This is a genomic window from Tepidimonas taiwanensis, assembly GCF_020162115.1.
GTDB lineage: Bacteria > Pseudomonadota > Gammaproteobacteria > Burkholderiales > Burkholderiaceae_C > Tepidimonas > Tepidimonas taiwanensis.
The window spans coordinates 522,415-542,644 of record NZ_CP083911.1 but is presented as its reverse complement, the minus strand read 5'-3'; the positions used below and the strand labels follow the sequence as shown (position 1 = coordinate 542,644).

The window sequence follows — 20,230 nt, the reverse complement described above, 5'->3', positions numbered from 1 at the left end:
CATGCACCGCAAACCCCACCTGCCCACCAAGATCTGCGCCGTCTGCGGCCTGCCTTTCACGTGGCGGCGCAAATGGGCGCGCGATTGGGAACAGGTGCGCTATTGTTCCGAGCGCTGCCGCCGCCAGCGCGGTGACGCCCGCACGGCGACGGACGCGCCCACGCCCGCCGCGCGCCCCACAGGGAGCCGTCGCCGATGAGTCGATCCCTGCCGCTGGGGGCTCCGGTGGTTCACCTGTTCATCGCCGACCTGCGCCTGCACGACCACGCCGCGCTGCACGCGGGCCTGGCGCAGGCGCTGGCGGAGGGGCGCCCGTGGCTGGCGCTGTGGCTGCCACCACCCGCGCAGCCGACGCCGTGGGGCTGGCCGCGCACCGGCGCGCGGCGGCTCGCGTGGTGGCACAGCGCCGCGCACGGCTTGGCGCAGGGGTTGGCGCGCCACGGCCACCCGCTGTGGTGCCTGCCGGATGGCACCACGGCCACGCTGCAGGCGTGGATCAGCGCCTGCTCGCCCGCGGCCGTGCACGTGCTGGAGGTTCCGGCACCGGAAGAGCGGGCCGTCCTGCAGACGCTGGTGGCGTGGGGCATCCCGGTGCACCGGCACGGCATCGGTACCCTGCACGAGGCGGCCGACCTGCCGTTCACGCCGGAGGCGGTGCCCACGGTGTTCACCGCGTTCCGGCAGGCGGTGGAGCGCGCCCACACCCCCGTGCCCGGCCCGCTGCCGGTGCCCACCCGCTGGCCCGCGGCGTGGCAGCCTGCTGAGAACATCGCCGACCGGCTGGGCTGGCGGTGCCTCGACCCCCAGGCGCCCGACGACACCGCGCTGCTGGCAGGGGACGCACGCCACGCGCTGCCGTGGCCGCCCGCCGACGAAGCCCCTTGGGGCGGCGAGGCCGCGGCGCTGCGCCACCTGCAACGCTACCTCGACGGCGGTCATGCGCGGCGCTACAAGGCGACGCGCAACCACCTCGCCGACCCGTGGGGATCGAGCCACTGGTCGCTGTGGCTGGCCACCGGCGCTCTGTCGCCGCGGCAGGCGCTGGCGGCGCTGCGCGCGCACGAAGCGGCGCACGGCGCAACGGACGGCACATACTGGCTGTGGTTCGAGCTGCTGTGGCGCGACCACTTCCGCTGGCTGCACCGCCGCTTTGGTGCCGCGCTGTACCGGGCCCGCGGGCTCGCCCCGCACGCGCCGCCGCGCCCCCTGGATCCACAACGGCTGGCGCGCTGGATGCAGGGTGAAACCGGCTGCGACATCGTCGACGCCGGGATGCGCGAACTCGCCGCCTCCGGCTACCTGAGCAACCGTATGCGCCAGATCGTGGCCAGCTATTGGCTGCACGAGCTGCAGGGCGACTGGCGTGTCGGGGCCGCCTGGTTCGAGGCGCAGTTGCTCGACCACGACCCCTGCAGCAACACCGGCAACTGGCTCTACATCGCGGGGCTGGGCACCGACCCGCGCGGCGGCCGCCGCTTCGACCCCCGCAAACAGGCCGCGCAGCACGACCCCGACGGGGCCTACCGCCGGCGCTGGCTCGCCCCGGACACTCGGCCATGAACACCGCGACCGACGCCCCACCCGCCCGCGACGGCCCGACGCTGCGGCTGCTGCTGGGCGACCAGCTCGACCCGCTGCACCCCTGGTTTGGCGAGCGGCGCGCGGACGTCGTGTACGTGCTGATGGAAGTTCGGCAGGAGACGGACTACGTGCGCCACCACGCGCAAAAGGTGCTCGCCATCTTTGCCGCGATGCGCGCGCTGGCGCAGCAGCTCAGGGCCAATGGCCACCGCGTGCGCTATGTGACCATCGACGACCCGAGCAGCCGCCAGACGCTCACCGGCAACCTCGACGCGCTCACCCGCCACTACCGCGCCGCGGCGGTGGAATACCAACACCCGGACGAATGGCGGCTGGACGCGCTGCTGCGCGAGTGGGGCGCGGACGCGCCGGTGCCGGTGCGGGCGGTGGACAGCGCGCACTTTCTGGCCCCGCGCGACGGCGTGACGCGCGCGCTGGCGGGCCACCGCCAGTGGGTGATGGAGCACTTCTACCGCCGCATGCGGCGGCAGCACCGCGTGCTGATGGACGGCGACGCGCCGGCCGGCGGCCAGTGGAACTTCGACGCCGACAACCGCCAGCCGTGGCGCGGCGAGCCACCGGAACCCCCCGACCCCCGCCCCTGCCACGACCAGCAGGCGCTGTGGCGCACGATCGAAGCGGCGGGCGTGGCCACCATCGGCGACCCACAGGCCGACACGCTGCGCTGGCCGCTGACCCGCGCCGAGGCGCTGGCGCAGCTCGACGCCTTCGTCGCGCACGCCCTGCCCCACTTCGGCCCGTATCAGGATGCGCTGAGCCACACGCACACGCGGCTCTTTCACTCGCAGCTGTCGTTCGCCCTCAACGTCAAGCTGCTGCACCCGCGCGAGGTGATCGCACGCGCCGAGGCCGCGTGGCGCAGCGGGGACGCGCCGCTGGCTTCCGTCGAGGGCTTCGTCCGCCAGATTCTGGGCTGGCGCGAGTATGTGCGCGGCGTCTACTGGGCGCACATGCCCGGTTACACGGCGCGCAACGCGCTGGGGCACCAGCGGCCGCTGCCGCGCTGGTACTGGGACGGCCAAACCCGCATGGCGTGCCTGCGCGCCGCCATCGGCCAGACACTGGCCGGTGCCTACGCCCACCACATCCAGCGGCTGATGGTCACCGGCAACTTTGCGCTGCTGCTCGGCTGCGACCCCGCCGAGGTGCACCGCTGGTACCTGGGCGTCTACATCGACGCCTTCGAGTGGGTCGAGGCCCCCAACACGCTGGGCATGAGCCAGTGGGCCGACGGCGGCCTGATGGCCACCAAACCCTACGTCAGCAGCGCCTCGTACCTGCAGCGCATGGGCGACCACTGCCGCGCCTGCCCCTACGACCCGCGGCAGCGCGTGGGCGAGCGCGCCTGTCCGTTCAACGCGCTGTACTGGGACTTTCTGGCGCGCCAGCGCGAGCGGCTCGCCGCCAATCCCCGCATGGCGATGATGCTGCGCCAGCTCGACCGCATGGAACCGGAAACGCTGGCTGCCACGCGCCAGCACGCCGAAGCGCTGCGGCAGCGGGCGGATGCGCTGTAGCCATCGCCCACTGGGGCAGCGGTGCCGCAACACCCCGCTTTCCATCGAAGCAGTCCATCAACGAGGGACGGGCTTGCGATGTCCCCCATTTCGGGCATGATTGCACCATCGGGACCGACTTTCGATGGGATCACGAGCGCATGGCCACCCTCATTCCGGCATTGAGCAGTTGCGTCGGGCGCATGACCTCTGGCGAACGCCGCACGGCAGAGCGACTGGAAGAAAAGCTCGACGACGATTATCTGTTGTGGTACGACGTCGCCGTCGGGCCCAAAAGCCTTCACCCCGACTTCGTCATTTTGCACCCCCGCCGAGGCATTTTGATCCTCGAGGTCAAAGACTATCGCCTCTCCTCGATCATCCAGGTTGACAAGCAAAACTGGTGCATACACGGGGATTTGGGCCCCAAAACCGTCATCAATCCGCTCGAACAAGCCCGACAATACGCGCACCAGGTGGTGGCCGCACTGGAAAGAGATCCCCATTTGGTGCACTCGGACGGCCCGCAAAAAGGTCGGCTCATTTTTCCCTGGGGATATGGCGTGGTGCTGCCCAACATCTCTCGAGAGCAATTCAACAAAGCAGGGCTGAATCATGCCATCGAACCGCGTCGCGTCATTTGTCAGGACGAAATCGGCAAGGAGGTCGATCCCGAGCGGCTGCAAAGCCAATTGTGGGACATGTTTCCCTACCGAATGAGGGGCGTACTGTCGGTACCGCAAATCGACCGGGTGCGCTGGATCATGTTCCCGGACGTGCGTGTACCCGTCAACGGTCAACTCTTTGACAGCACGGACGAAATGGCCGAGTGGCCCGACATCATGCGCGTGATGGATTTGCAGCAGGAGCAGCTCGCGCGCAGCCTCGGCCAAGGTCACCGTGTCATCCACGGCGTGGCAGGTTCGGGTAAGACGATGCTGCTCGGCTACCGTGCCGAGCATTTGACAAAACTCGAATCAGCAGGCTGCGACAAGCCGATTCTGGTGCTGTGCTACAACGAGCCATTGGCGCGACAACTCGCCTACATCATGTCGGTCAAGGGTATTGCCGACCGTGTGCACGCCGTGCATTTTCACAAGTGGTGCCGTGACCAGCTCGTCATCTACGGACAAGCGCTACCGCCACGACATCTGCCAACGGAAGAATTTCTCGCTGAATTGGTGCAACGCGTTATCAATGGAGTCAACCGCCGACAAATTCCCAGTGGGCAGTACCGCGCCGTTTTGATCGACGAAGGACACGATTTTGCACCCGAGTGGCTCAAGCTCATCGTTCAGATGGTCGACCCGACGACCAATAGCTTGCTCGTGCTTTACGACGATGCGCAAAGCATCTATGAGCGCGCGCGCAAAAGAAACTTCAGCTTCAAGAGCGTCGGCATTCAAGCCCAGGGACGAACCACCATCCTCAAGATCAACTACCGCAATACCAGACAAATCCTGCGCACGGCCAGCTTGCTGGCAGCCGACTTGCTGACCCCGGAAGAACGTGATGAAGATGGTGTACCACTGCTCAAGCCCATCAGCTGCGGAAGGGATGGCGAGGAGCCCGTGATCATCCGCCTGCCGACGCTGGAAGAGGAGGTAAACCACGTGGCCGAACTGCTGGAGCGCGCGCATCGGGAAGGCTACGCCTGGGCCGACATGGCCGTGCTGTGTCCAACCCATCACATCCGCGACCTTTGCGCGAAAACATTGGCGCAACGGCGCCGCCTGCCGGTACAAAACCGCATCCGGGCGGGCGATTATGAACCGCACAGCAACAAAATCACCCTGATGACCCTGCATGCCAGCAAGGGTTTGGAATTCCCGCTCGTGGCGCTCGTGGGGGCAGGACAAATGCCGATGTCCGGTGAGGACGAAAAGGAAGCGGCCAGACTGCTCTACGTCGGGGCCACGCGCGCAAAACAACGCCTCATCATCGGCACCAGTGGCAACGGACCGTTCGCTGCGCGCCTACAGCAATTGTCGGCGACGCCTGACATGGCATAACTGTCGCATCCCGGATGATTGAATAGCGCGCATCGCGCCACGCGTACCTGCTGGCGGTGTGCGTCCTGCGCGAGCTGCCGGGCTGTTGTGCTCGCTCAACCGGCGTCGCCACCTGCGGCGCATACCAATGGCTCGTGGCTCAGCTGCCCGGCTTTGATTCGGGCCAGATAACCCAGAATCAGGTCGCGCGTGCGGAAGGTGCCATACGTTTGCTCGTCCTGCTCGCGCACGATGGGAAAGGTGGAGAGAACATAGTCGGTATCGGCTTCGTCGAGACCGTAGAGGTGGAAAAACAGCGCATCGAGCCGGGCCATGCGCTGCGCCCGGTCGTCCGGGTCCCAGACAAAGGGGGGTTTTACGCTGCCGTCCGGATTCACGTAGCCGAGGTCACGGGCGAAGGGCGCGAGGTCGTGCGCGGTGTAAGAGAGCGCCAGAACCTCCGCGCGGATGAAGTCGGCAACGCGCACCCCGCCGATGGTTTGCTCGTAGGCCGAGGGGGCGATGACGGGGAGTTGCTCGACGATGTACCAGTTGAGGTGCTGGCCCTGCACCTTCTGTCGTGCCAGAAAATCGAACACAAAACTGTTGAGGTTGGCGACCAGCAAGGCGGCGTCGGCCACCGGCATGAGCAGCACCGGCAGCGTATTGCCCAACGCACTGGCGGGTAACAACGCCGCGATCATGGTGCGCGCATTGGTCGGTGCCGTGACATCTTTGAAAGCAAGCACGGTGTCAGGCAAACCAAACGCGGTCACTGCCGCGCGCCTCACCCAAAACTGCGGCTCCGGATACCGGTCCGGTTGCCGCTTCTCGGCATCCGGAATCGCCTGCGGTTGCGCAGCGCGGTGCAGGTTGTAGGGGTTGACCACCACGTCGGCCGCGCGGTGGTCGTACATCTGCACCATCTTGCCTTCGTAGAGCGGCAACGCCACCTCCCCGTCCCGCTCCCACCGGTTGAGCGGGGCCGGCCGCCAGCCCGCTTTTTCCAGCTCGGCGCGGGTGAGAAACTTGTCCGAGTCGTTGGTCATGTCGAACATACGGACATACTTCACCGGCCACGCTCTATGCTCCGTGTCGCCCTCGCGGCGCACGAGCACCGGGTGGACGCGGTAGAGGCGCATCGTGAGGTCGGCGTCCCGCGCCGTCCTGAAAATGGGGGCAGCGCCGGTATTGGGGTTGACGAGGCGGAAGTCAGCGGCGTTGAGCGCGAGCACACGGTCCGGGCTGGCAAGCTCCGCAACATCGTGCAGATAGAAGGCGCAGCGGCTCTGGGCAAAGCGGCGCTGCGGGCCGCCGAAGACAAGGGCGCAGAATTTGAAGCTGGCGTGGATGTCGGGGAAGAAGACCTTCCGGTTTTCAAAGTCGTAGAGCGCCGCGAGCCGCGCGCCGTCTTCGGTGGCCTCGGTCAATGTGCGGAAAAAGGCCGACGCCCCCTTGTCGGCAGCGATGCCGGAGGGGGTGAGCAGGCCGACGATGCCGTCGGGTTTGATGAGGCTTTGCGCGCGCTCGACAAAGAGGCTGTAGAGGTTGACGTCGCCGCCCGAGAGCAGCGGGTAGTCGCCACACTCCCGCGCCACGCGCGCGGTGGTCTCTGCCGCGTCGCGGGCAGCGACGTACTCGCGCCACAACGGGGTATTGCGCGCCTTTTCCTGCGCGATGAGGCGTTTGCGGTCGGCGGCGCGCGCCTGCCGGGCGATTTCGGGCCGGCGTTCGGCAAACCACTCCACCTCCTGCAACTTGATCCGGTCCCACGGCGGGTTGCCGATGACGGCGTCAAAACCGCCCACGCCCTCTTTCCACACGGTGGGAAAGGCGACCTCCCAGTGGAAGAAGTGTTCGCGCCGCGCCAGCGTGCCCAGCGCCGCGAGCAGTTCGTTGGCGGCTTGCACCGCCTCCCCGTGTCCGCCCACGTTCCCCTGAGCCGCAACACCGACCAGGTTATAGCGGTCAGAAAAGAGCTCCGCAAGCGCGCTTCGCAAACGGTCGTCCTGGATCTTGTCGCGCTTGACGGCGGGCCAGCCTGGGACTGTCCAGCGCAACCCCCGCCACAGGTTCAGGAGGGCAATGATCGGGGCCACCTGCTGACGGGCTTCGTCGGCCAGGTGTTTCGATTCGTGCGCCTCGGCGATGCTGGTGTCGGTGAGGTCCGCCACCGCCGCCAGGCTGCGCGCGGCGATGCGCAGCCGGTCCAGTTCTCCTTCCTGGAACAGCGCCCCCATCGCCCGGATGCCGTCGCGCACGGCATCGAGCCGTTCGCCGTGCAGCGAATCGCCGCATTGCAGATGGTGATCGAGGAAGGACAGCGGCGCGCCAACGGTGAACGTATGCAGCCACAGCCCCACTTTGGCGAGCTCGACCGCCATCGGGTTTTTGTCCACACCGAAGACGACGCGCTTGAGGATCATGCGGCGCACGATGTGGCGGTCGTCGAGTTGCCGCTCGTCCACGGCCCAGCCGTGTTCTTTCGCGGCCTTGAGGATGCGGCGGCGGATGTCGGCGATGCGTGCGGCGATCGGCGAGGCCCAGGGGCGGTTCTGTTCCACCAGGTGCGCGGCAAAGGGGCAGTCGTTGACGGCTTCGGCGCTGGTTTGCGCGGCTTCCAGCACGCGGTCTGCCAGCCAGTCCACGAGCGCCACCAGAAAATGGCCGCTGCCCATCGCGGGGTCGCAGATTTTCAGTTCCAGAAACTGGCTCGCCGGATCGGCCCTGTCGAGTGCCTCCCAGTCCGCGGGGTTGAGGTGGGCCTTTTTGCGCCATCGCGCGAGCAGACAATCGAACTTCTGTTGGCGTTGTGCGACCAGCCGGCCGACGGTTTCGTCGAGAATCAGCCGCACCAGCGCATCATGGGTGTAGTAGCTGCCCGACCCCTTGCGCGCAAAACCCGCTTTTTTGACTGCGAGGGTGCCGCCCTCCTCCTCCAGACGGTATTCGAGCAGGCGCTCGTAGATGCTGCCCAGGTGGGCAACGGAGAGGTCACGATAGTTGATGCGGGGCTTGAGGATATCCTCGACCCGGCGCGACAGCGCGTCGATCACCGGGGCGAGCTGGGCATCGGGCACCCGGACGCGCGCCAGCAGCGGCGCGCGGGCACGCTCGAACAGCCCGCCGTTGTAGGCAGGCATCCCGACCGTGTCGTCCCCTTCGGCGATCAGGGTGAAGAGGTTGTCCAGCACCGCCCAGTAGTTGGCCACGCGTCGGGACAGCGCTTTGCCGGCGTCACGGTCGGCAGCCACTTGGTCGCGCAAGGCCGAGAGACTGTAGGGCGCGTAGCGGCTGTCCATCACGGGCAGCAAGCGCCGATCTTCGGCGTAAAACAGGAACAACAGGCGATAGAGCAGCACCAGCGCGGCTTCGCGCAGCTCTTCCAGATAGTCTTCGGTGTACGCCCCCTTGGCGGTCTTGCGGGCTTGCAAGTCGCCTGCCGCCAGCGCTGCACAGAGGCTCGGGAAAACCTCGGCAAATACGCGTTTGCCCAACTGGTCGGAAACGGTTTCTTCGTAGAGCCGCGCCTCGGACAGCGCGATGGCGTGAAAGGTGCGGCGCTGGCTGTCCCACGACTGCGGCAAAAAAGCTGCGCGCCCAAACAGGAGCCAGAACAACTTGATGCCGTGGCGCGGGGCGTAGCCGTCAAACTCCGACTGGCTGCCGGGCACACCCAACAACGCGGCCAAGTCGATTTCGAAAAAATCCTCGGCGCGCGAGCGGGCGTCTTGCCAATACAGCCGCCAGATGGCCCCGTTGGTGAGGATGCCCCACTTGACCGCGCGGTCGCTGATGACGTCGGCACGCGAGAGATATCGCAGCATCTGCGATGACGGCGCACCAAAATCGCGGCGTTTTCGGTTGTTGCCCGCGCCGCTGTCGTCGCTGCGATCGAGCGGCCGCAGCCAGCGCTTGGCCTCCAGCAGCGCCACGCCGTGGCGGGCGCGGCGATCATCTGCGGGTTCCGCCATCGCGCGCTGTTTGGCGGCGGCGTCGGCAAACAGCAAAAAGTCCGGCACGTCTTCGCGCCCGGACTGGGAGAGGTTGACCTGTGAAGTCCAGCAATCCCGCCAGCCCAATAAGTCCAGCACCGGCTCGATCAGTTCGTCTTCGGTCTGGGCTTCGTTGAGGGCGGAGCCGGCGGAAAAGCCGGCGTAGCGCTCCCGCAGTCGGGCTGTAAAGTCATCGAGGTCAGCATCGGAGAGGGCTTTCCACGCCTCGGTGTCCTGGATGCCACGAAGCAGGAAGTCTTGGGAAAAGAGGCGGCCTTGCATGGGGATGGCGGTGAACGCAATCGCACTAGGATACCCGAGCGACTACGCCCCGTCTCAGGCGCACGGCGCCGTGGTCGACGGCCGCACCGGCCCCGCCCGGACCGCTGCCCCTCACCCCGTCAGTTCAACACTTCGACGTCGCTGCGCACGACCAGCAGCCCGTAATCGCGGTCGTAGGGCATCAGCGCCTCGTTGAGCCGGTCGCTGGTGTCCACATCGCACATGACCTCGATGCGCACGTTGGCGCTCATGCGCCAGTTGCCGCTGCGCACGCCGTGCGTGCCACGGCCGCGGCACTCGGTCACCGTGTAGCCGACGATGCCCAGCCGGTCGAACACTTCGATGACCCGCGACTCCAGCACCGCCTCGCAGTAAATGGTGACCAGCTTGAAGGTTTTGGCTGTCATGTCCCGTCCTTCGCGGCTTCAATGCCCGATCCAGCGCTGAGCCATCCACACGTACAGCGGAATGCCCACGAACACGTTGAACGGGAATGTTACGCCAAGCGAGGCGCCGATCGACAGGGCCGGGTTCGCCTGCGGGACGGCGATGCGCATCGCCGCCGGCGCGGCGATGTAGGAAGCGCTGGCGAACAACGTCGCCAGCAGGATGGCGTTACCGAGCGTAAAGCCGAGCCACTGCGCCACCACCAGCCCCCAAGCGGCCGCCGCGACCGGCATCACCACCGCGAAAACCACCAGAAACGCCCCGTAGGTGCGAAACGCCGCCACCCGCGACGCAGCGACCAGCCCCATCTCCAGCAGGAACAGCGCCAGTACCCCCTTGAACAGGTCGCGAAACAGGGGGGCCATCGGCGCGTAGGCGTCCATGCGGCCCGCGACGTAGCCGATGATCAGGCCGCCGATCAGCAGCACGATGCTCTTGCCCGCGAGCACCTCGTGCAGCAGCCGCCCCCAGTCCACCGACGCCAGCCCGCTCTTGCCGTTCTGCGTGGCGTCGCCCAGGCGCGCCAGCACCACGCCCAGCAGCAGCGCGGGAAACTCCAGCAGCGCCAGGAACACCGCCATGTAGCCGTCGTGGTCGATCGCCTGCTGCCCGATCGCCGCCACCGCCACCGAATACGTCACCACGCTGACCGAACCGTAGTGGGCCGCGATCGAGGCCGCATCGGGCTGCGCCATGCGCCCGACGAAGCGCAGGACGGGATAGCCCACGAGCGGGATGGCCATCGCCGCCGCCACCGCGATCATCGCATCGCCCGCGAGGTCCAGCAGTGGGTATTTGGCCAGCTCGACACCCCCTTTGAGGCCGATGGCCAGCAGCAGGTAGATGGACAGCGCTTCGTAAATGGCGGCCGGGATCTTGAGGTCGGACTTGACCAGTCCGGATACGACGCCGAGCAGAAAAAACAGCACGATGGGGTCGAAGGTCATGAATCGGGCTCCTCTCGGATCGGCGGATACGTGGGGTCGGTGATACGCACGGTCCCGGGGCGGGGGGGCGGTCAGGCGCGCCAGCGCCGCAGGTAGTCCTGCAGCGCCTCGCGCACCGCCTGGGCCTTGATCACCAGGCCCAGGTCGATCATTTCGGCACCCGTCGCCTGCAGGCCGGTCGACGCGGGGACTGGCGCGGGCGACAGCTGCAGCGACTCCTCGCGGAAGAATACCGCGGCCACGACCCCCGCCAGCCACAGCCCGCTGCCGTCGGCCGCGCGCACGAAGACGGGCGACCCGCTGGAGCCGGGGTAGACGGCCGCGTCGATGAGAAACTGCGGCTGTCCCTCGAAGTCCACCGCCGGCGGGGTGGCGGTCGTGCCCCGGCGCAGGATGGGCAGCGCGTTGACGCCGTCCCACACGCCGCTGGGGTAGCCGACGAACCACACCTCCTCCAGCGCGTCCAGGCGCGCGAGCGCCGGCGCGTCGGCGATGCGATCGCTGGCGATCGGCTCGACGTAGAGCGTCGCGCCCTGCTGCTGCGCCGCCACCAGCAGCGGCTCGAGCGGCAGCACCGCCAGGTCCACCGTGTCGTCCGGGTGGCGGTGCCACGCATCGCCGAACTCGTCGATGCGCACCTCGAAGCGGCTGCCCAGCACCGGCTGGCCGTCGGCGCCGGCGAGCGGAAAGACCAGCGCCCCCTGCACCACGTCGTCGACGAGGTGGCGGTTGGTCACGACGAAGCGCGTGCGCCCGCGCGCGTGCACGTGCTCGACGACGAATGCGGTGCCGGTGCCCGCGCCGCCATCGGCCATCTGCGTCTCCACCCGCACGGTGTGGAACAGCAGCCGCTTGGCGGGGGTATCGACGGCGAAAGGCGTCGGGTTCATCGCGTCGGGTCTCCTTCGACGGCGCGCGCGCGCCGGTTCAGTTGCGCCACTGCGCGCTCGGCCGCGGCGAGCGCCTCGGCCGCCTCCGCTTCGCTGCCCATCATCATCAGGCGTCCGAAATTGCCAAAGGGCTTGACGTCCACCAGCGTCACGTTGGCGGCCTTCTCGGCCTCGTTGGCGGCGTAGATGGCGTACCCCGCCGGCTCGCACTCGAAGATGAAGAGCGTCTTGCCCGGCAGCAACATCGAGCCGCGGCGCAGTTGGCGGTTGATCAGCGTCGCGTGATCCGGGGTCACGGCGCGGATATTCTCCGCCCACGCGATGCGGCACGGCAGCCGGTCCTCCAGCCGCGCGCCGAGCTGCTCCAGGATGATCTCCCTCGCCGCCAGCACCTCGCTCTGGCTGCGGTAGTGGATCTCCATCGAGCCGAACGCCCGCTCGACCACCTGTTCGCCCATGCGCACGTTGGTGGCCTTGAGCGCGATGTCGGAGAGCCGGTGCACGGCCATGCCGGGCGCCACCTCGATCCACAGGCACGCATCCCCCGGCACCGGCAAAAACCCCTGCGACGACGTCCCGAGGTAGGAGGCGAGCTGCGGCTGCAGCGCGTCGATGAAGACGAAGGTGCGCAACTGCACGCGCGCGCGGTCGGCGAGCCGGCTCATCGCGTCAACCCCAGGTAGAGCGACGGCAACACCTCGGGCAGGCGCTGCACGCGCTCGAGCACCGTGTAGTGGCGCGCGCCGAAGATGCGCTCGACGTAGGCGTCCGCGCGCGGATCGAGCGTCAGGCAGTAGCTGATGATGCCGTCGCACCGCAGCTCCTGCACCGCGTGCTGCGCGTCCACGCGCAAGTATTGCGGGTCGCGCACGTCCACGTCGGCCGGTTCCCCGTCGGTGAGCACGAAGACGATGCGCTTGCGCTGCGGCTGGCGCTTGAGCTCGGCACCGGCGTGGCGCAGTGCCGCGCCGAGCCGCGTGGAAAACGCCCCTTCGAGCCCGGCAAGGCGCGCCTTGGCCGCCTCTCCCCACCCCTGGCGGAAATCCTTGACGCGCAGGTAGTGCACGTCGTGCCGCCCGTCGGAGCGAAAGCCATGGATCGCGAAACGGTCGCCGATGCGTTGCAGTGCCTCGGCCATCAATGCGGCGGCTGCGCGCGTGAGGTCGAGCACCGTCTGGTCGGTGCCGCGCACCGGGTCGTTCGCGGACGCCGACAGGTCGAGCAACAGCAACACCGCCACGTCGCGCGTGTGGATGCGGTGTTGCATCATGATGCGGGTGTCGGGCTGCTGGCCGCTGCGCCAATCGATCCACGCGCGCACCGCCGCGTCCAGGTCGAGTTCGTCGCCGTCCTCGAGCTTGCGGATGCGCTGCACGCCCTGCGGCGCCATCGCCTCGATGAGGTGGCGCAGGCGCTGCACCACCGGCCGCTGTTCAGCCAACAGCGCCTCGATACGCGCCGGGTCCCCGGCCGCGGCGTGGCGCTCCAACACCGTCACCCAGTCCGGGCGGAGGAGCTGGATTTGATAATCCCACTCGGGATAGTGAACGGGGTCGGCCAGCGGCGGACGGCCCAGCAGCGAGTTGATCGTCACCCCCTCCTGATCGAGCCAGAACTCGGTGGGCAGGATCCAGACCTCCTGCGCGTCGTCGCCGGCAAACTCGACGTCGACCTCGTTGACCATCTCGATGACGTTCACTTTGCGCCGCACCTGCTGCTGGCGCTCCCAGGTGGCGATGAGCGCTTCGGTCTCGTCGTAGGTGCCGCTGACCCAGATCGCGCGGTTGTCGTCGCGGTAGATCGCCCGCTGCCCGTCGAGCCGCGCCGAGAAGGCGGGCCACCCTTCTGCGGCGATACGCGCGCGCAGCGACTCCGCCAGCCGCCGCCCCGTCTCGAGGCTCGCCTGCGGATCGTCCCAATCGGTCCACGCGGCGAGCGCCGCCACCCCTTCGCGCACCCAGGGGTCGGGGTCGCGCTCGGCTGCCGCTTCGTCGAGCCAGGCGAGCGCCAAGCGGTTGATCAGATCCCCCGCGCGGGTCGGCGGGTCGACGGGCAGCGGGTGGAGCGCGCGCCACTGCTGCCGCAGGCGCGGAAAGCGCCGGCACGCGAGCGTCTCCACCCGCGCGTCCTCGACCAGCTCGACCACCGCCTTGGTCAGCGCATCCAGCCCTTCGTCCGAGAGCGGCGCGCGCGCGAACATCAGGTGCGCGGCGCAGTGGTTGGCCGCCGCGCGGTACACCTCCAGCGCGGGAACGGGGCCGCCGTCGGGTTCGGTGCCCGGCACATCGTCGTAGGCGTCGGCAATGTGGATCACGTGGCGCTCGATGTAGGGGCGCAAGCCCTCGCGCGATTCGAAGTCCCCTGCGGTTGGCCGCAGGAAAAAATCGCGCCCCCACAGCGCGCGCAGATAGAGGTTGAGCCGCCGCTGCACGTCGACGAACAGCGTGCCGCGCCGCTCCTGCTGCAGCACGGCGAGCGCGTCGGCGCTTTGCAGCCCGAAATAGCGCCGCTGCCCGTCCACGTCGGCCCGGTACGCCTGCGCGCCCCACTGTACCCAGCGCCGCAGACCGCCGAGCGTCAGTTGCGCGAGCAGCCGCTCGAGGTTCTCGAGCATCGGGCGCAGCCCCTGCGGTGCCTGCGCCAGCACCAGCCCCAGCACCGAGAGGTACTGCCGAAACAGCTCGGCGTCGCCCAGCCGCAGCGCCGCGGTCGGTGCCGTCTGCGCCATCAGCGTGAGCACCTGCCCCGAGGTCTTGGACGCCATCGAGAGCAGAAAATTGACCAGGTCCGGCAGCACGTCCTCGCCGATGGCGCGCGCCAGCGCCGGCATCTGCTGCAGAAAGCTGACCACCACCTCCTCGCCGCGGCCCAGGTGGTGCAGCGCCAGCGCACCCTTGAGGTAGTTGTCGAGCCCCCGCGCGGACAACGCCCGCGCCGCCTCCTGCCACGCGCCGCGCAGCACCTCCTGCGCGCCGTGCGGCAGCTCCTGCAACAGCTCGGCGTGGTCGTCCAGGTGGATGCTCATGGCGGGCGCGGGCGGCGGTCGGATCGCTCGGCGGGGTTCAGAAATACGTCGTCACCGCCGCGTCGAGCGCGTCGCGCATGTCGGCGTCGTCGGTGATCGGGCGCACCAGCGCCACGCGGCACGCCGCGAGCGGCGCCACCCCCTGCGCGATCAGGCTCGCCGCGTGGATCAGCATCCGCGTGGACAAGCCTTCGTCCAGCCCGTGGCCCTTGAGGTTGCGCGAACGCTCGGCGATGTGCACGAGCTTCTTCGCGGTCTCGAGGTCGACGCCGGACTCGTGCGCGACGATCTCCGCCTCCACTTCGTGCTCGGGGTAGTCGAAGTCCAGCGCCCCGAAGCGCTGCTTGGTCGATTGCTTCAGGTCCTTCATCAGGCTCTGGTAGCCCGGGTTGAAAGAGATGACGAGCTGGAAGTCCGGGTGGGCCTCGATCACCTCGCCCTTCTTCTCCAGCGGCAGCATGCGCCGCTTGTCGGTCAGCGGGTGGATCACGACGGTCGTGTCCTGCCGCGCCTCCACGACCTCGTCCAGATAACAGATCGCGCCGTAGCGCGCCGCCAGCGCCAGCGGCCCGTCCTGCCAGCGCGTGCCATTGGCGTCCAGCAGAAACCGCCCCACGAGGTCGGAGGCGGTCATGTCCTCGTGGCAGGCCACCGTGATCAGCGGCTTGCCCAGCTTCCACGCCATGTATTCGACGAAGCGCGTCTTGCCGCAGCCCGTGGGGCCCTTGAGCATCATCGGCATGCGCACCGAGTAGGCGGCCTCGTACAGCGCCACCTCGTCCCCCACGGCGCGCCAGTAGGGCTCGCGCGTCACGCGGTACGCCGCCAGCGGGTGTTCACCGGCCGGCGCGGCGGTGGCCGCGGCAGTGGCGGGCGTGGTGGCGGCCGTGGGCATCCGCCCGGTGGTGGCGCCCAGCGGTGCCGCGGCCTGCTGGGCACGGGCCGCGTAGAGTCGTCGGGTCAGGGTGTTCATGGCGTCAGCGTCTTCGGCAGGGCCCCGCACGTCGCGGGGCCCGGTGGATCGGTCGGGCGATCAATCGGGCCAGATACGGCGGGGAAAGCGCTCCCCGGCACTCGACGGCGGCACGCCGCCATCGGTGCGCACCGCTGTCGAGGCGGCGGCACGGTTCGCAGGCACGGATGCCACCTCGGCGACAGCGGCGCTCGCCGCGGGGCCGTCCGCGGCGGCGGCGATCTTCGCGCGCGTGCGCCGGGGCGCGGTCGGGGCCGCGGGCGTGGCAGGGCGCGCGCTGCGCACGCTCGCCGCCAGGCGTTCGGCGGTGGTACGGGTCATGTCTGCATCTCCTCGATCAAGGCCTCGATGTCGGCCACGGCGGGCGCGGCCCGCGCACCCATCTGATAGGCGGTTTTTCCCTGCAACGCCGCGCTGCGATAGATGGCGCGCCGGCGCACCACGGCCCGCAGCGCCGGCAGGCCGAATTCGCGCAGCGCCTCGTGCATCGCGCCGGACAAGACGCTGCCGGGTTCGACCTGGTTGACCACGAGCCAGGCCCGCAAGCCGGGGCGGCGGGCTTGCTCGGCCGCGATTGCCTCCACCAGGCGCCAGCTCGCCCACAGGTCCAGCGGCGACGGCAGCACCGGCACGACGACGATGTCCGCGCGCGCCAGCGCGCGCCGCGCCGCCGGGTGCTCGACGCTGGGCGGACAATCCCACACCAACCGCTGCACGCCCGCCGGCGCCGCCCAGGCGTCCCCATCCGACAGGACGGTCAAGCCCGCGCGCGTCGCCCACTGCGTGGCCGATCCCTGCGGGTCGAGGTCGCCGATCGCGGTCGGCACGCGCCGCGACCAGCCCGCCGCCAGGTGCACCGCCAGCGTCGTCTTGCCGGTGCCCCCTTTGCTGTTGAGCACCACCACGCAGCGCGGCGCGTCGCCCATCATGCGCGGGCTTCCCCGGTGGCCGCCGCGGCGATGCGCCGCGCCAGCTCGCGCTCGCCCTCGCCCAGCGCCCCGTCGCTCGCGGCGATCGTGACGTTGACGTAGGTCGTGCCGAAGCTGATGTTCTGCGGCGCGAGCCCCAACTCGTCCTGCACCTGCGCAAGGCGGTCCAGAAACGCCCGCGTCTGCGCGTAACTGTCAAACGCGAAGCGCCTGAAGAGCGCAGGGGGGCGCGCCTGTTCGCTCCATTCCCCCAGGGCATCGTTGCGTTCCATCGTTCGTCCTCCTTCGCTTCGCTGCAAAAACCGTCATGGCGCGCTGCCCAGCCACTGGCGCAGGTGTTGCGCCTCCTCGGCCGCCAGCTCACGCAGCAGCGCCTCGGTGCCGGTGTCGCGGACGCGCCGCGTGTGGTCGGCGGCATCCTGGTACAGCACCACCGCGTTCTGCTCCAGCTGGCGGTTGAGCGCGCCGAAATCCACCACGCCCCGCCCCAGCCGCGCCGGCGCCAGCGTGCCCGCGTTGGGCGCAACACCCAGCTCGATCAGCCGCGCCATCAGCCGCTCGGCGTGTCCGAGCTCCTCCAGCGCCTCGTCGCGCAGGCGCTGGGCCAGCGCCTCGTCGCCGGTCAGGCGCGCCAGCGTCGCCTGCGCCAGGTACTGCTGCAGCGCCGAGAACTCGTGCTGCAGCGCGCGCGTGAGCCAACCGAGCGTTCGCGTATCGGCCGTCATGGGGTGCTCCCAGTCACCACCGTCAGCTGCGCGTCGAGGTCACTTCCGCGTCGCGCCCGCCGCCGTCCGCGTCCGGACGCGTGGGCAGGATGCCCTCGACCTCGCTGTGCACGCGCGCGATGATGTGCGCCGCCACCAGCCCGTCGCCGACGCGCTCGCAGGCGTCCGCCCCCGCACGCACCGCCGCGTTGACCGCGCCGGTCTCGCCACGCACCATCACCGTCACGTACCCGCCGCCGACGAACTGCCGCCCGATCAGCCGCACCTCCGCCGCTTTGGTCATCGCGTCTGCCGCCTCGATCGCCGGCACCAGCCCGCGCGTCTCGATCATGCCCAGGGCTATGCCCGTCATCGTCGCCATCGCCACACTCCTCGTTCGCTCGTCAGGGGCGCCGCCCGGGGGCGGCGCCGGGTTGCGCGGACCGCGTCAAACGCTCGGCGCCGTGGGCAGGATGCCCTCGACCTCGCTGTGCACGCGCGCGATGATGTGCGCCGCCACCAGCCCGTCGCCGACGCGCTCGCAGGCATCCGCCCCCGCACGCACCGCCGCGTTGACCGCGCCGGTCTCGCCACGCACCATCACCGTCACGTACCCGCCGCCGACGAACTGCCGCCCGATCAGCCGCACCTCCGCCGCCTTGGTCATCGCATCCGCCGCCTCGATCGCCGGCACCAGCCCGCGCGTCTCGATCATGCCCAGGGCGATTCCTGTCGTGTTTGCCATGTTTGCTCTCCTCGTGGTCACCATTGCGTTGAAAACACCTGAGCCGATCGGCTCACCCCTTGCTCACCGCGGCCCCTGCGGCCGCCGTGTGTTGCCCCGATCCACCGCCGTCGCCCGGCGATGGCGTTTCATCCCATTGATCCAGAATCCCGCAGATGGTCAGGTCGGTCAGGCAGCCCTTGTCCGGCATCGCGAGCCGCGCCGCCGTGCCGGTCGTGGCGAACACCCACTTGCCCACGGGCACGCCGACCGGATCGGTCGCCACCGACATCACCCCCTGCGCGCTGCGCACCACACGCAGCGATGCCTGGCCCAGCCCCGGCACGCGGCGCGTGCACACCAGCTCGTCGATCACCCGCACGATGTCCATCGGCCTCACCCCTCGGGATTCCAGTGATCGATGATGCCGACGATGGTCAGGTCGGACGGGAAGTCCTTCGCCCCCGCCGCCTCGCGCGCCGCCGACGAGCCGACACAGATCACCCAGTCGCCCGGCACACAGCCCACGGCGTCCACCGCCACGCTGCGCGCGCCCCCCGGCTTTTCCTGCACGACCAGCAGCGGCCGGTGCCCGAATGCCTCGATGCGATTGGTCGACACCAGCGTCTTTTCGACCCGCATGATCTTCATCGTCGCCTCCTCGCCTCAGTGCCCGGCCGGTGCCGCCACCGCCTCGTCGACGAACGCCACGCGCTCGCGCCCGTAACGGTCGCTGACCGCGACGCGGGCGTGCAGCCGCCCCCGCTCGTCCCAGTGGGCGTAGCGCGCGCGGATCGCCGCCACGACCCGGTGGCCGCGCTCGATGGCGCGCTGGCGCGCCCCCGGCACACGCGACGAGTACGTGAAGTGCACCAGCATCGGCAGCGCGAGCCCCCGCCGCAGGTTGAGCGCCGTGAAGATCTTGACCCCGACGTCGAGGTCGGCCGCGCCCTCCTCAACCGTGTCGAGGTGCGCGTGGTAATACTGGTTGCGCAGCTGCAGCGACGGCAGCGCGTCGCCGACGCAGATGAAATGCTCGTCGTGTCCGATGACGGCGTAGCGGCCGGCGTGGTGCTGGATCACGTATTCGATCTGCGACAGGTTCGCGGTGATCCACCGTTGCGCCAGCCGCGCCAACCCCTCGTCCCCGGGCTGGCGGGTCAGCACGCCGCCCAGGTCCTGCACATGCGCCACGACCGCGGTCTCGATGTGGCGGTGCGCGGCGTCCGCGCTCATGCCGAGCGTTTCGCGGTACAGCGTCGCCGCGTCCAGAAAACGGTCGGCGTGCAGCCGCCCGCAGGCATCCGGCAGGTGCACGCGCAGCGCGTCCAGGTCGGTGTCCACGCCCAGCAGCATCACCAGCGGGGCCGCACCCTCGCCGTAGGTGTTGTTGACCGCCTCGCGCAGCGCGTGCAGCCGCTCGATCGCCGCCACCACCGCCCGCGCGTCGTGGCTGCCGTGCGCGGCGCACCCCTCGTGCTGCGGGTGCGACGAGCTGAAGTGGTACACCGCGACTTTCAAGTAATCGGCTCCCTCGGCGCCCGGGAGGGCGCCACTCAACCGCTCCAGCTCCCGCTGCGTCCACTCGGCGACGTCGAGCTCGACGTCGAACAGCGCACCGGCGTACGCCTTGACCGCCACCGCCTCCGACGGCGCCGTGCGCAGCACGAACGGCAGCAGCCCCTGCAGGCGCCCGTCGGCACACGGGCTCACGTCCAGCGTATGGATACCGCAGGCGCGCAGATCCGCCGCCTGCACCGGCAGGCGGTCCATCCACGGCGCGCGGTCCTGGTCGGCCAGCCGCACGCAGCGCTCGATGGTGGCAAACAGCGCGTGCGCCTGCAGCGCGGCCATGTCGACCCCCGCCACCCACGCGTGCTCCAGCAGCGACAGCGGCCACTCCGTGTCCAGCCGCTGGCGCGCCAGGGCCTGCGCCTGCTCGACGAAGTCGCGGTCGTGCTGGCGTGCCGAGAGGCTGCGCAGCACGTCCTCGATCGCCTCGAACCGCCCGCGCACCGTCTGCTCGTACGCCAGCAGCGCGGCGTTGAGCGCCGCGTCCACCAGCGGGTGCCGGCAGAACTGCCCCGCGCCCGGCACACACGCCGGGTTCGGCGGCGCGGTGCGCGCCTCCAGCGTCGGGCGCGCGCCGACCGCCATGCCATGGCGCGGCAGGTGCGCAAGGGCGCTGCGCTGCAGGGCGAGCTGGCGTTTGCGGGTGTCCATCG

The 20,230-nt window shown here is 69.4% G+C and carries 20 protein-coding genes; 4 read left to right on the top strand and 16 right to left on the bottom strand.

Features of this window, described 5'->3' with window-relative positions; genetic code table 11:
* The first annotated feature begins 1 nt into the window (after position 1).
* The 4 genes from LCC91_RS02525 (at position 2) to LCC91_RS02510 (ending at position 5,110) form a co-directional block, all read left to right on the top strand.
* On the top strand, positions 2-199 hold the full coding sequence (locus tag LCC91_RS02525) for a DUF2256 domain-containing protein (RefSeq protein ID WP_052231728.1): 198 nt from the start codon (positions 2-4) through the stop codon (positions 197-199).
* Positions 196-1,560 carry a DASH family cryptochrome gene (locus LCC91_RS02520; RefSeq protein ID WP_043702988.1) on the top strand — a complete coding sequence of 455 codons (1,365 nt, stop codon included), beginning with the start codon at positions 196-198 and terminating at the stop codon, positions 1,558-1,560. The genes LCC91_RS02525 and LCC91_RS02520 overlap by 4 nt, the downstream gene beginning before the upstream one ends.
* Positions 1,557-3,119 (top strand): cryptochrome/photolyase family protein, encoded by a 1,563-nt coding sequence (locus tag LCC91_RS02515; RefSeq protein WP_052231730.1) that lies wholly within the window; start codon positions 1,557-1,559, stop codon positions 3,117-3,119. The genes LCC91_RS02520 and LCC91_RS02515 overlap by 4 nt, the downstream gene beginning before the upstream one ends.
* 140 nt (positions 3,120-3,259) lie before the next feature.
* Positions 3,260-5,110 carry a DEAD/DEAH box helicase gene (locus LCC91_RS02510; RefSeq protein ID WP_082668374.1) on the top strand — a complete coding sequence of 617 codons (1,851 nt, stop codon included), beginning with the start codon at positions 3,260-3,262 and terminating at the stop codon, positions 5,108-5,110.
* 95 nt (positions 5,111-5,205) lie between these two features.
* Here LCC91_RS02510 and LCC91_RS02505 read toward each other — a convergent pair whose 3' ends face one another.
* The 16 genes from LCC91_RS02505 to LCC91_RS02430 all read right to left on the bottom strand — a co-directional run bounded on the left by LCC91_RS02505 (position 5,206) and on the right by LCC91_RS02430 (position 20,228).
* Positions 5,206-9,366 carry an Eco57I restriction-modification methylase domain-containing protein gene (locus tag LCC91_RS02505; protein WP_143898065.1) on the bottom strand — a complete coding sequence of 1,387 codons (4,161 nt, stop codon included), beginning with the start codon at positions 9,364-9,366 and terminating at the stop codon, positions 5,206-5,208.
* 119 nt (positions 9,367-9,485) lie between these two features.
* Entirely contained in the window at positions 9,486-9,773 is a 288-nt protein-coding gene (locus LCC91_RS02500; RefSeq protein WP_058616183.1) for a P-II family nitrogen regulator, read from the bottom strand.
* Between the two features lie 18 nt (positions 9,774-9,791).
* Positions 9,792-10,760, bottom strand: a complete 969-nt coding sequence (locus tag LCC91_RS02495; protein WP_058616184.1) for a sodium-dependent bicarbonate transport family permease — start codon at positions 10,758-10,760, stop codon at positions 9,792-9,794.
* Positions 10,761-10,831: 71 nt separating this feature from the next.
* Positions 10,832-11,650, bottom strand: a complete 819-nt coding sequence (locus LCC91_RS02490) for a S1 family peptidase (RefSeq protein ID WP_058616185.1) — start codon at positions 11,648-11,650, stop codon at positions 10,832-10,834.
* A complete protein-coding gene (locus LCC91_RS02485; protein ID WP_058616186.1) occupies positions 11,647-12,315 on the bottom strand; it encodes a BMC domain-containing protein in 669 nt (222 codons plus the stop codon). Before LCC91_RS02485 ends, LCC91_RS02490 begins: the two co-directional genes overlap by 4 nt.
* Positions 12,312-14,675 carry a nitric oxide reductase activation protein NorD gene (locus tag LCC91_RS02480; RefSeq protein ID WP_058616187.1) on the bottom strand — a complete coding sequence of 788 codons (2,364 nt, stop codon included), beginning with the start codon at positions 14,673-14,675 and terminating at the stop codon, positions 12,312-12,314. The genes LCC91_RS02485 and LCC91_RS02480 overlap by 4 nt, the downstream gene beginning before the upstream one ends.
* A gap of 37 nt (positions 14,676-14,712) precedes the next feature.
* Complete coding sequence (locus LCC91_RS02475; protein WP_082668377.1) at positions 14,713-15,570, bottom strand: CbbQ/NirQ/NorQ/GpvN family protein; 858 nt, start codon at positions 15,568-15,570, stop codon at positions 14,713-14,715.
* 138 nt (positions 15,571-15,708) lie between these two features.
* The gene (locus LCC91_RS02470) at positions 15,709-15,969 is read right to left on the bottom strand and encodes a hypothetical protein (RefSeq protein ID WP_058616188.1); all 261 of its coding nucleotides are present in this window, start codon (positions 15,967-15,969) and stop codon (positions 15,709-15,711) included.
* The gene (locus LCC91_RS02465; protein ID WP_224440998.1) at positions 15,966-16,577 is read right to left on the bottom strand and encodes a ParA family protein; all 612 of its coding nucleotides are present in this window, start codon (positions 16,575-16,577) and stop codon (positions 15,966-15,968) included. Before LCC91_RS02465 ends, LCC91_RS02470 begins: the two co-directional genes overlap by 4 nt.
* Complete coding sequence (locus tag LCC91_RS02460) at positions 16,574-16,849, bottom strand: 4a-hydroxytetrahydrobiopterin dehydratase (protein WP_058616190.1); 276 nt, start codon at positions 16,847-16,849, stop codon at positions 16,574-16,576. The genes LCC91_RS02465 and LCC91_RS02460 overlap by 4 nt, the downstream gene beginning before the upstream one ends.
* Before the next feature lie 33 nt (positions 16,850-16,882).
* Positions 16,883-17,302, bottom strand: coding sequence for a ferritin-like domain-containing protein (locus LCC91_RS02455; protein ID WP_058616191.1), 420 nt, complete (start codon positions 17,300-17,302; stop codon positions 16,883-16,885).
* A gap of 22 nt (positions 17,303-17,324) precedes the next feature.
* Complete coding sequence (locus tag LCC91_RS02450; RefSeq protein ID WP_082668375.1) at positions 17,325-17,663, bottom strand: BMC domain-containing protein; 339 nt, start codon at positions 17,661-17,663, stop codon at positions 17,325-17,327.
* Positions 17,664-17,729: 66 nt separating this feature from the next.
* Positions 17,730-18,026 (bottom strand): BMC domain-containing protein, encoded by a 297-nt coding sequence (locus LCC91_RS02445; protein ID WP_043701494.1) that lies wholly within the window; start codon positions 18,024-18,026, stop codon positions 17,730-17,732.
* 52 nt (positions 18,027-18,078) lie between these two features.
* On the bottom strand, positions 18,079-18,396 hold the full coding sequence (locus tag LCC91_RS02440) for a carboxysome peptide B (RefSeq protein ID WP_082668376.1): 318 nt from the start codon (positions 18,394-18,396) through the stop codon (positions 18,079-18,081).
* 5 nt (positions 18,397-18,401) lie between these two features.
* Positions 18,402-18,656 carry a carboxysome peptide A gene (locus LCC91_RS02435; RefSeq protein WP_043701491.1) on the bottom strand — a complete coding sequence of 85 codons (255 nt, stop codon included), beginning with the start codon at positions 18,654-18,656 and terminating at the stop codon, positions 18,402-18,404.
* Positions 18,657-18,671: 15 nt separating this feature from the next.
* Positions 18,672-20,228, bottom strand: a complete 1,557-nt coding sequence (locus tag LCC91_RS02430) for a carboxysome shell carbonic anhydrase (RefSeq protein WP_058616193.1) — start codon at positions 20,226-20,228, stop codon at positions 18,672-18,674.
* Between the last annotated feature and the right edge of the window lie 2 nt (positions 20,229-20,230).

Coding starts and splice junctions, on each gene's coding strand:
- LCC91_RS02525 (WP_052231728.1), top strand. CDS start 2: ATGCACCGCAAACCCCACCTGCCCACCAAGATCTGCGCCGTCTGCGGC.
- LCC91_RS02520 (WP_043702988.1), top strand. CDS start 196: ATGAGTCGATCCCTGCCGCTGGGGGCTCCGGTGGTTCACCTGTTCATC.
- LCC91_RS02515 (WP_052231730.1), top strand. CDS start 1,557: ATGAACACCGCGACCGACGCCCCACCCGCCCGCGACGGCCCGACGCTG.
- LCC91_RS02510 (WP_082668374.1), top strand. CDS start 3,260: ATGGCCACCCTCATTCCGGCATTGAGCAGTTGCGTCGGGCGCATGACC.
- LCC91_RS02505 (WP_143898065.1), bottom strand. CDS start 9,366: ATGCAAGGCCGCCTCTTTTCCCAAGACTTCCTGCTTCGTGGCATCCAG.
- LCC91_RS02500 (WP_058616183.1), bottom strand. CDS start 9,773: ATGACAGCCAAAACCTTCAAGCTGGTCACCATTTACTGCGAGGCGGTG.
- LCC91_RS02495 (WP_058616184.1), bottom strand. CDS start 10,760: ATGACCTTCGACCCCATCGTGCTGTTTTTTCTGCTCGGCGTCGTATCC.
- LCC91_RS02490 (WP_058616185.1), bottom strand. CDS start 11,650: ATGAACCCGACGCCTTTCGCCGTCGATACCCCCGCCAAGCGGCTGCTG.
- LCC91_RS02485 (WP_058616186.1), bottom strand. CDS start 12,315: ATGAGCCGGCTCGCCGACCGCGCGCGCGTGCAGTTGCGCACCTTCGTC.
- LCC91_RS02480 (WP_058616187.1), bottom strand. CDS start 14,675: ATGAGCATCCACCTGGACGACCACGCCGAGCTGTTGCAGGAGCTGCCG.
- LCC91_RS02475 (WP_082668377.1), bottom strand. CDS start 15,570: ATGCCCACGGCCGCCACCACGCCCGCCACTGCCGCGGCCACCGCCGCG.
- LCC91_RS02470 (WP_058616188.1), bottom strand. CDS start 15,969: ATGACCCGTACCACCGCCGAACGCCTGGCGGCGAGCGTGCGCAGCGCG.
- LCC91_RS02465 (WP_224440998.1), bottom strand. CDS start 16,577: ATGATGGGCGACGCGCCGCGCTGCGTGGTGGTGCTCAACAGCAAAGGG.
- LCC91_RS02460 (WP_058616190.1), bottom strand. CDS start 16,849: ATGGAACGCAACGATGCCCTGGGGGAATGGAGCGAACAGGCGCGCCCC.
- LCC91_RS02455 (WP_058616191.1), bottom strand. CDS start 17,302: ATGACGGCCGATACGCGAACGCTCGGTTGGCTCACGCGCGCGCTGCAG.
- LCC91_RS02450 (WP_082668375.1), bottom strand. CDS start 17,663: ATGGCGACGATGACGGGCATAGCCCTGGGCATGATCGAGACGCGCGGG.
- LCC91_RS02445 (WP_043701494.1), bottom strand. CDS start 18,026: ATGGCAAACACGACAGGAATCGCCCTGGGCATGATCGAGACGCGCGGG.
- LCC91_RS02440 (WP_082668376.1), bottom strand. CDS start 18,396: ATGGACATCGTGCGGGTGATCGACGAGCTGGTGTGCACGCGCCGCGTG.
- LCC91_RS02435 (WP_043701491.1), bottom strand. CDS start 18,656: ATGAAGATCATGCGGGTCGAAAAGACGCTGGTGTCGACCAATCGCATC.
- LCC91_RS02430 (WP_058616193.1), bottom strand. CDS start 20,228: ATGGACACCCGCAAACGCCAGCTCGCCCTGCAGCGCAGCGCCCTTGCG.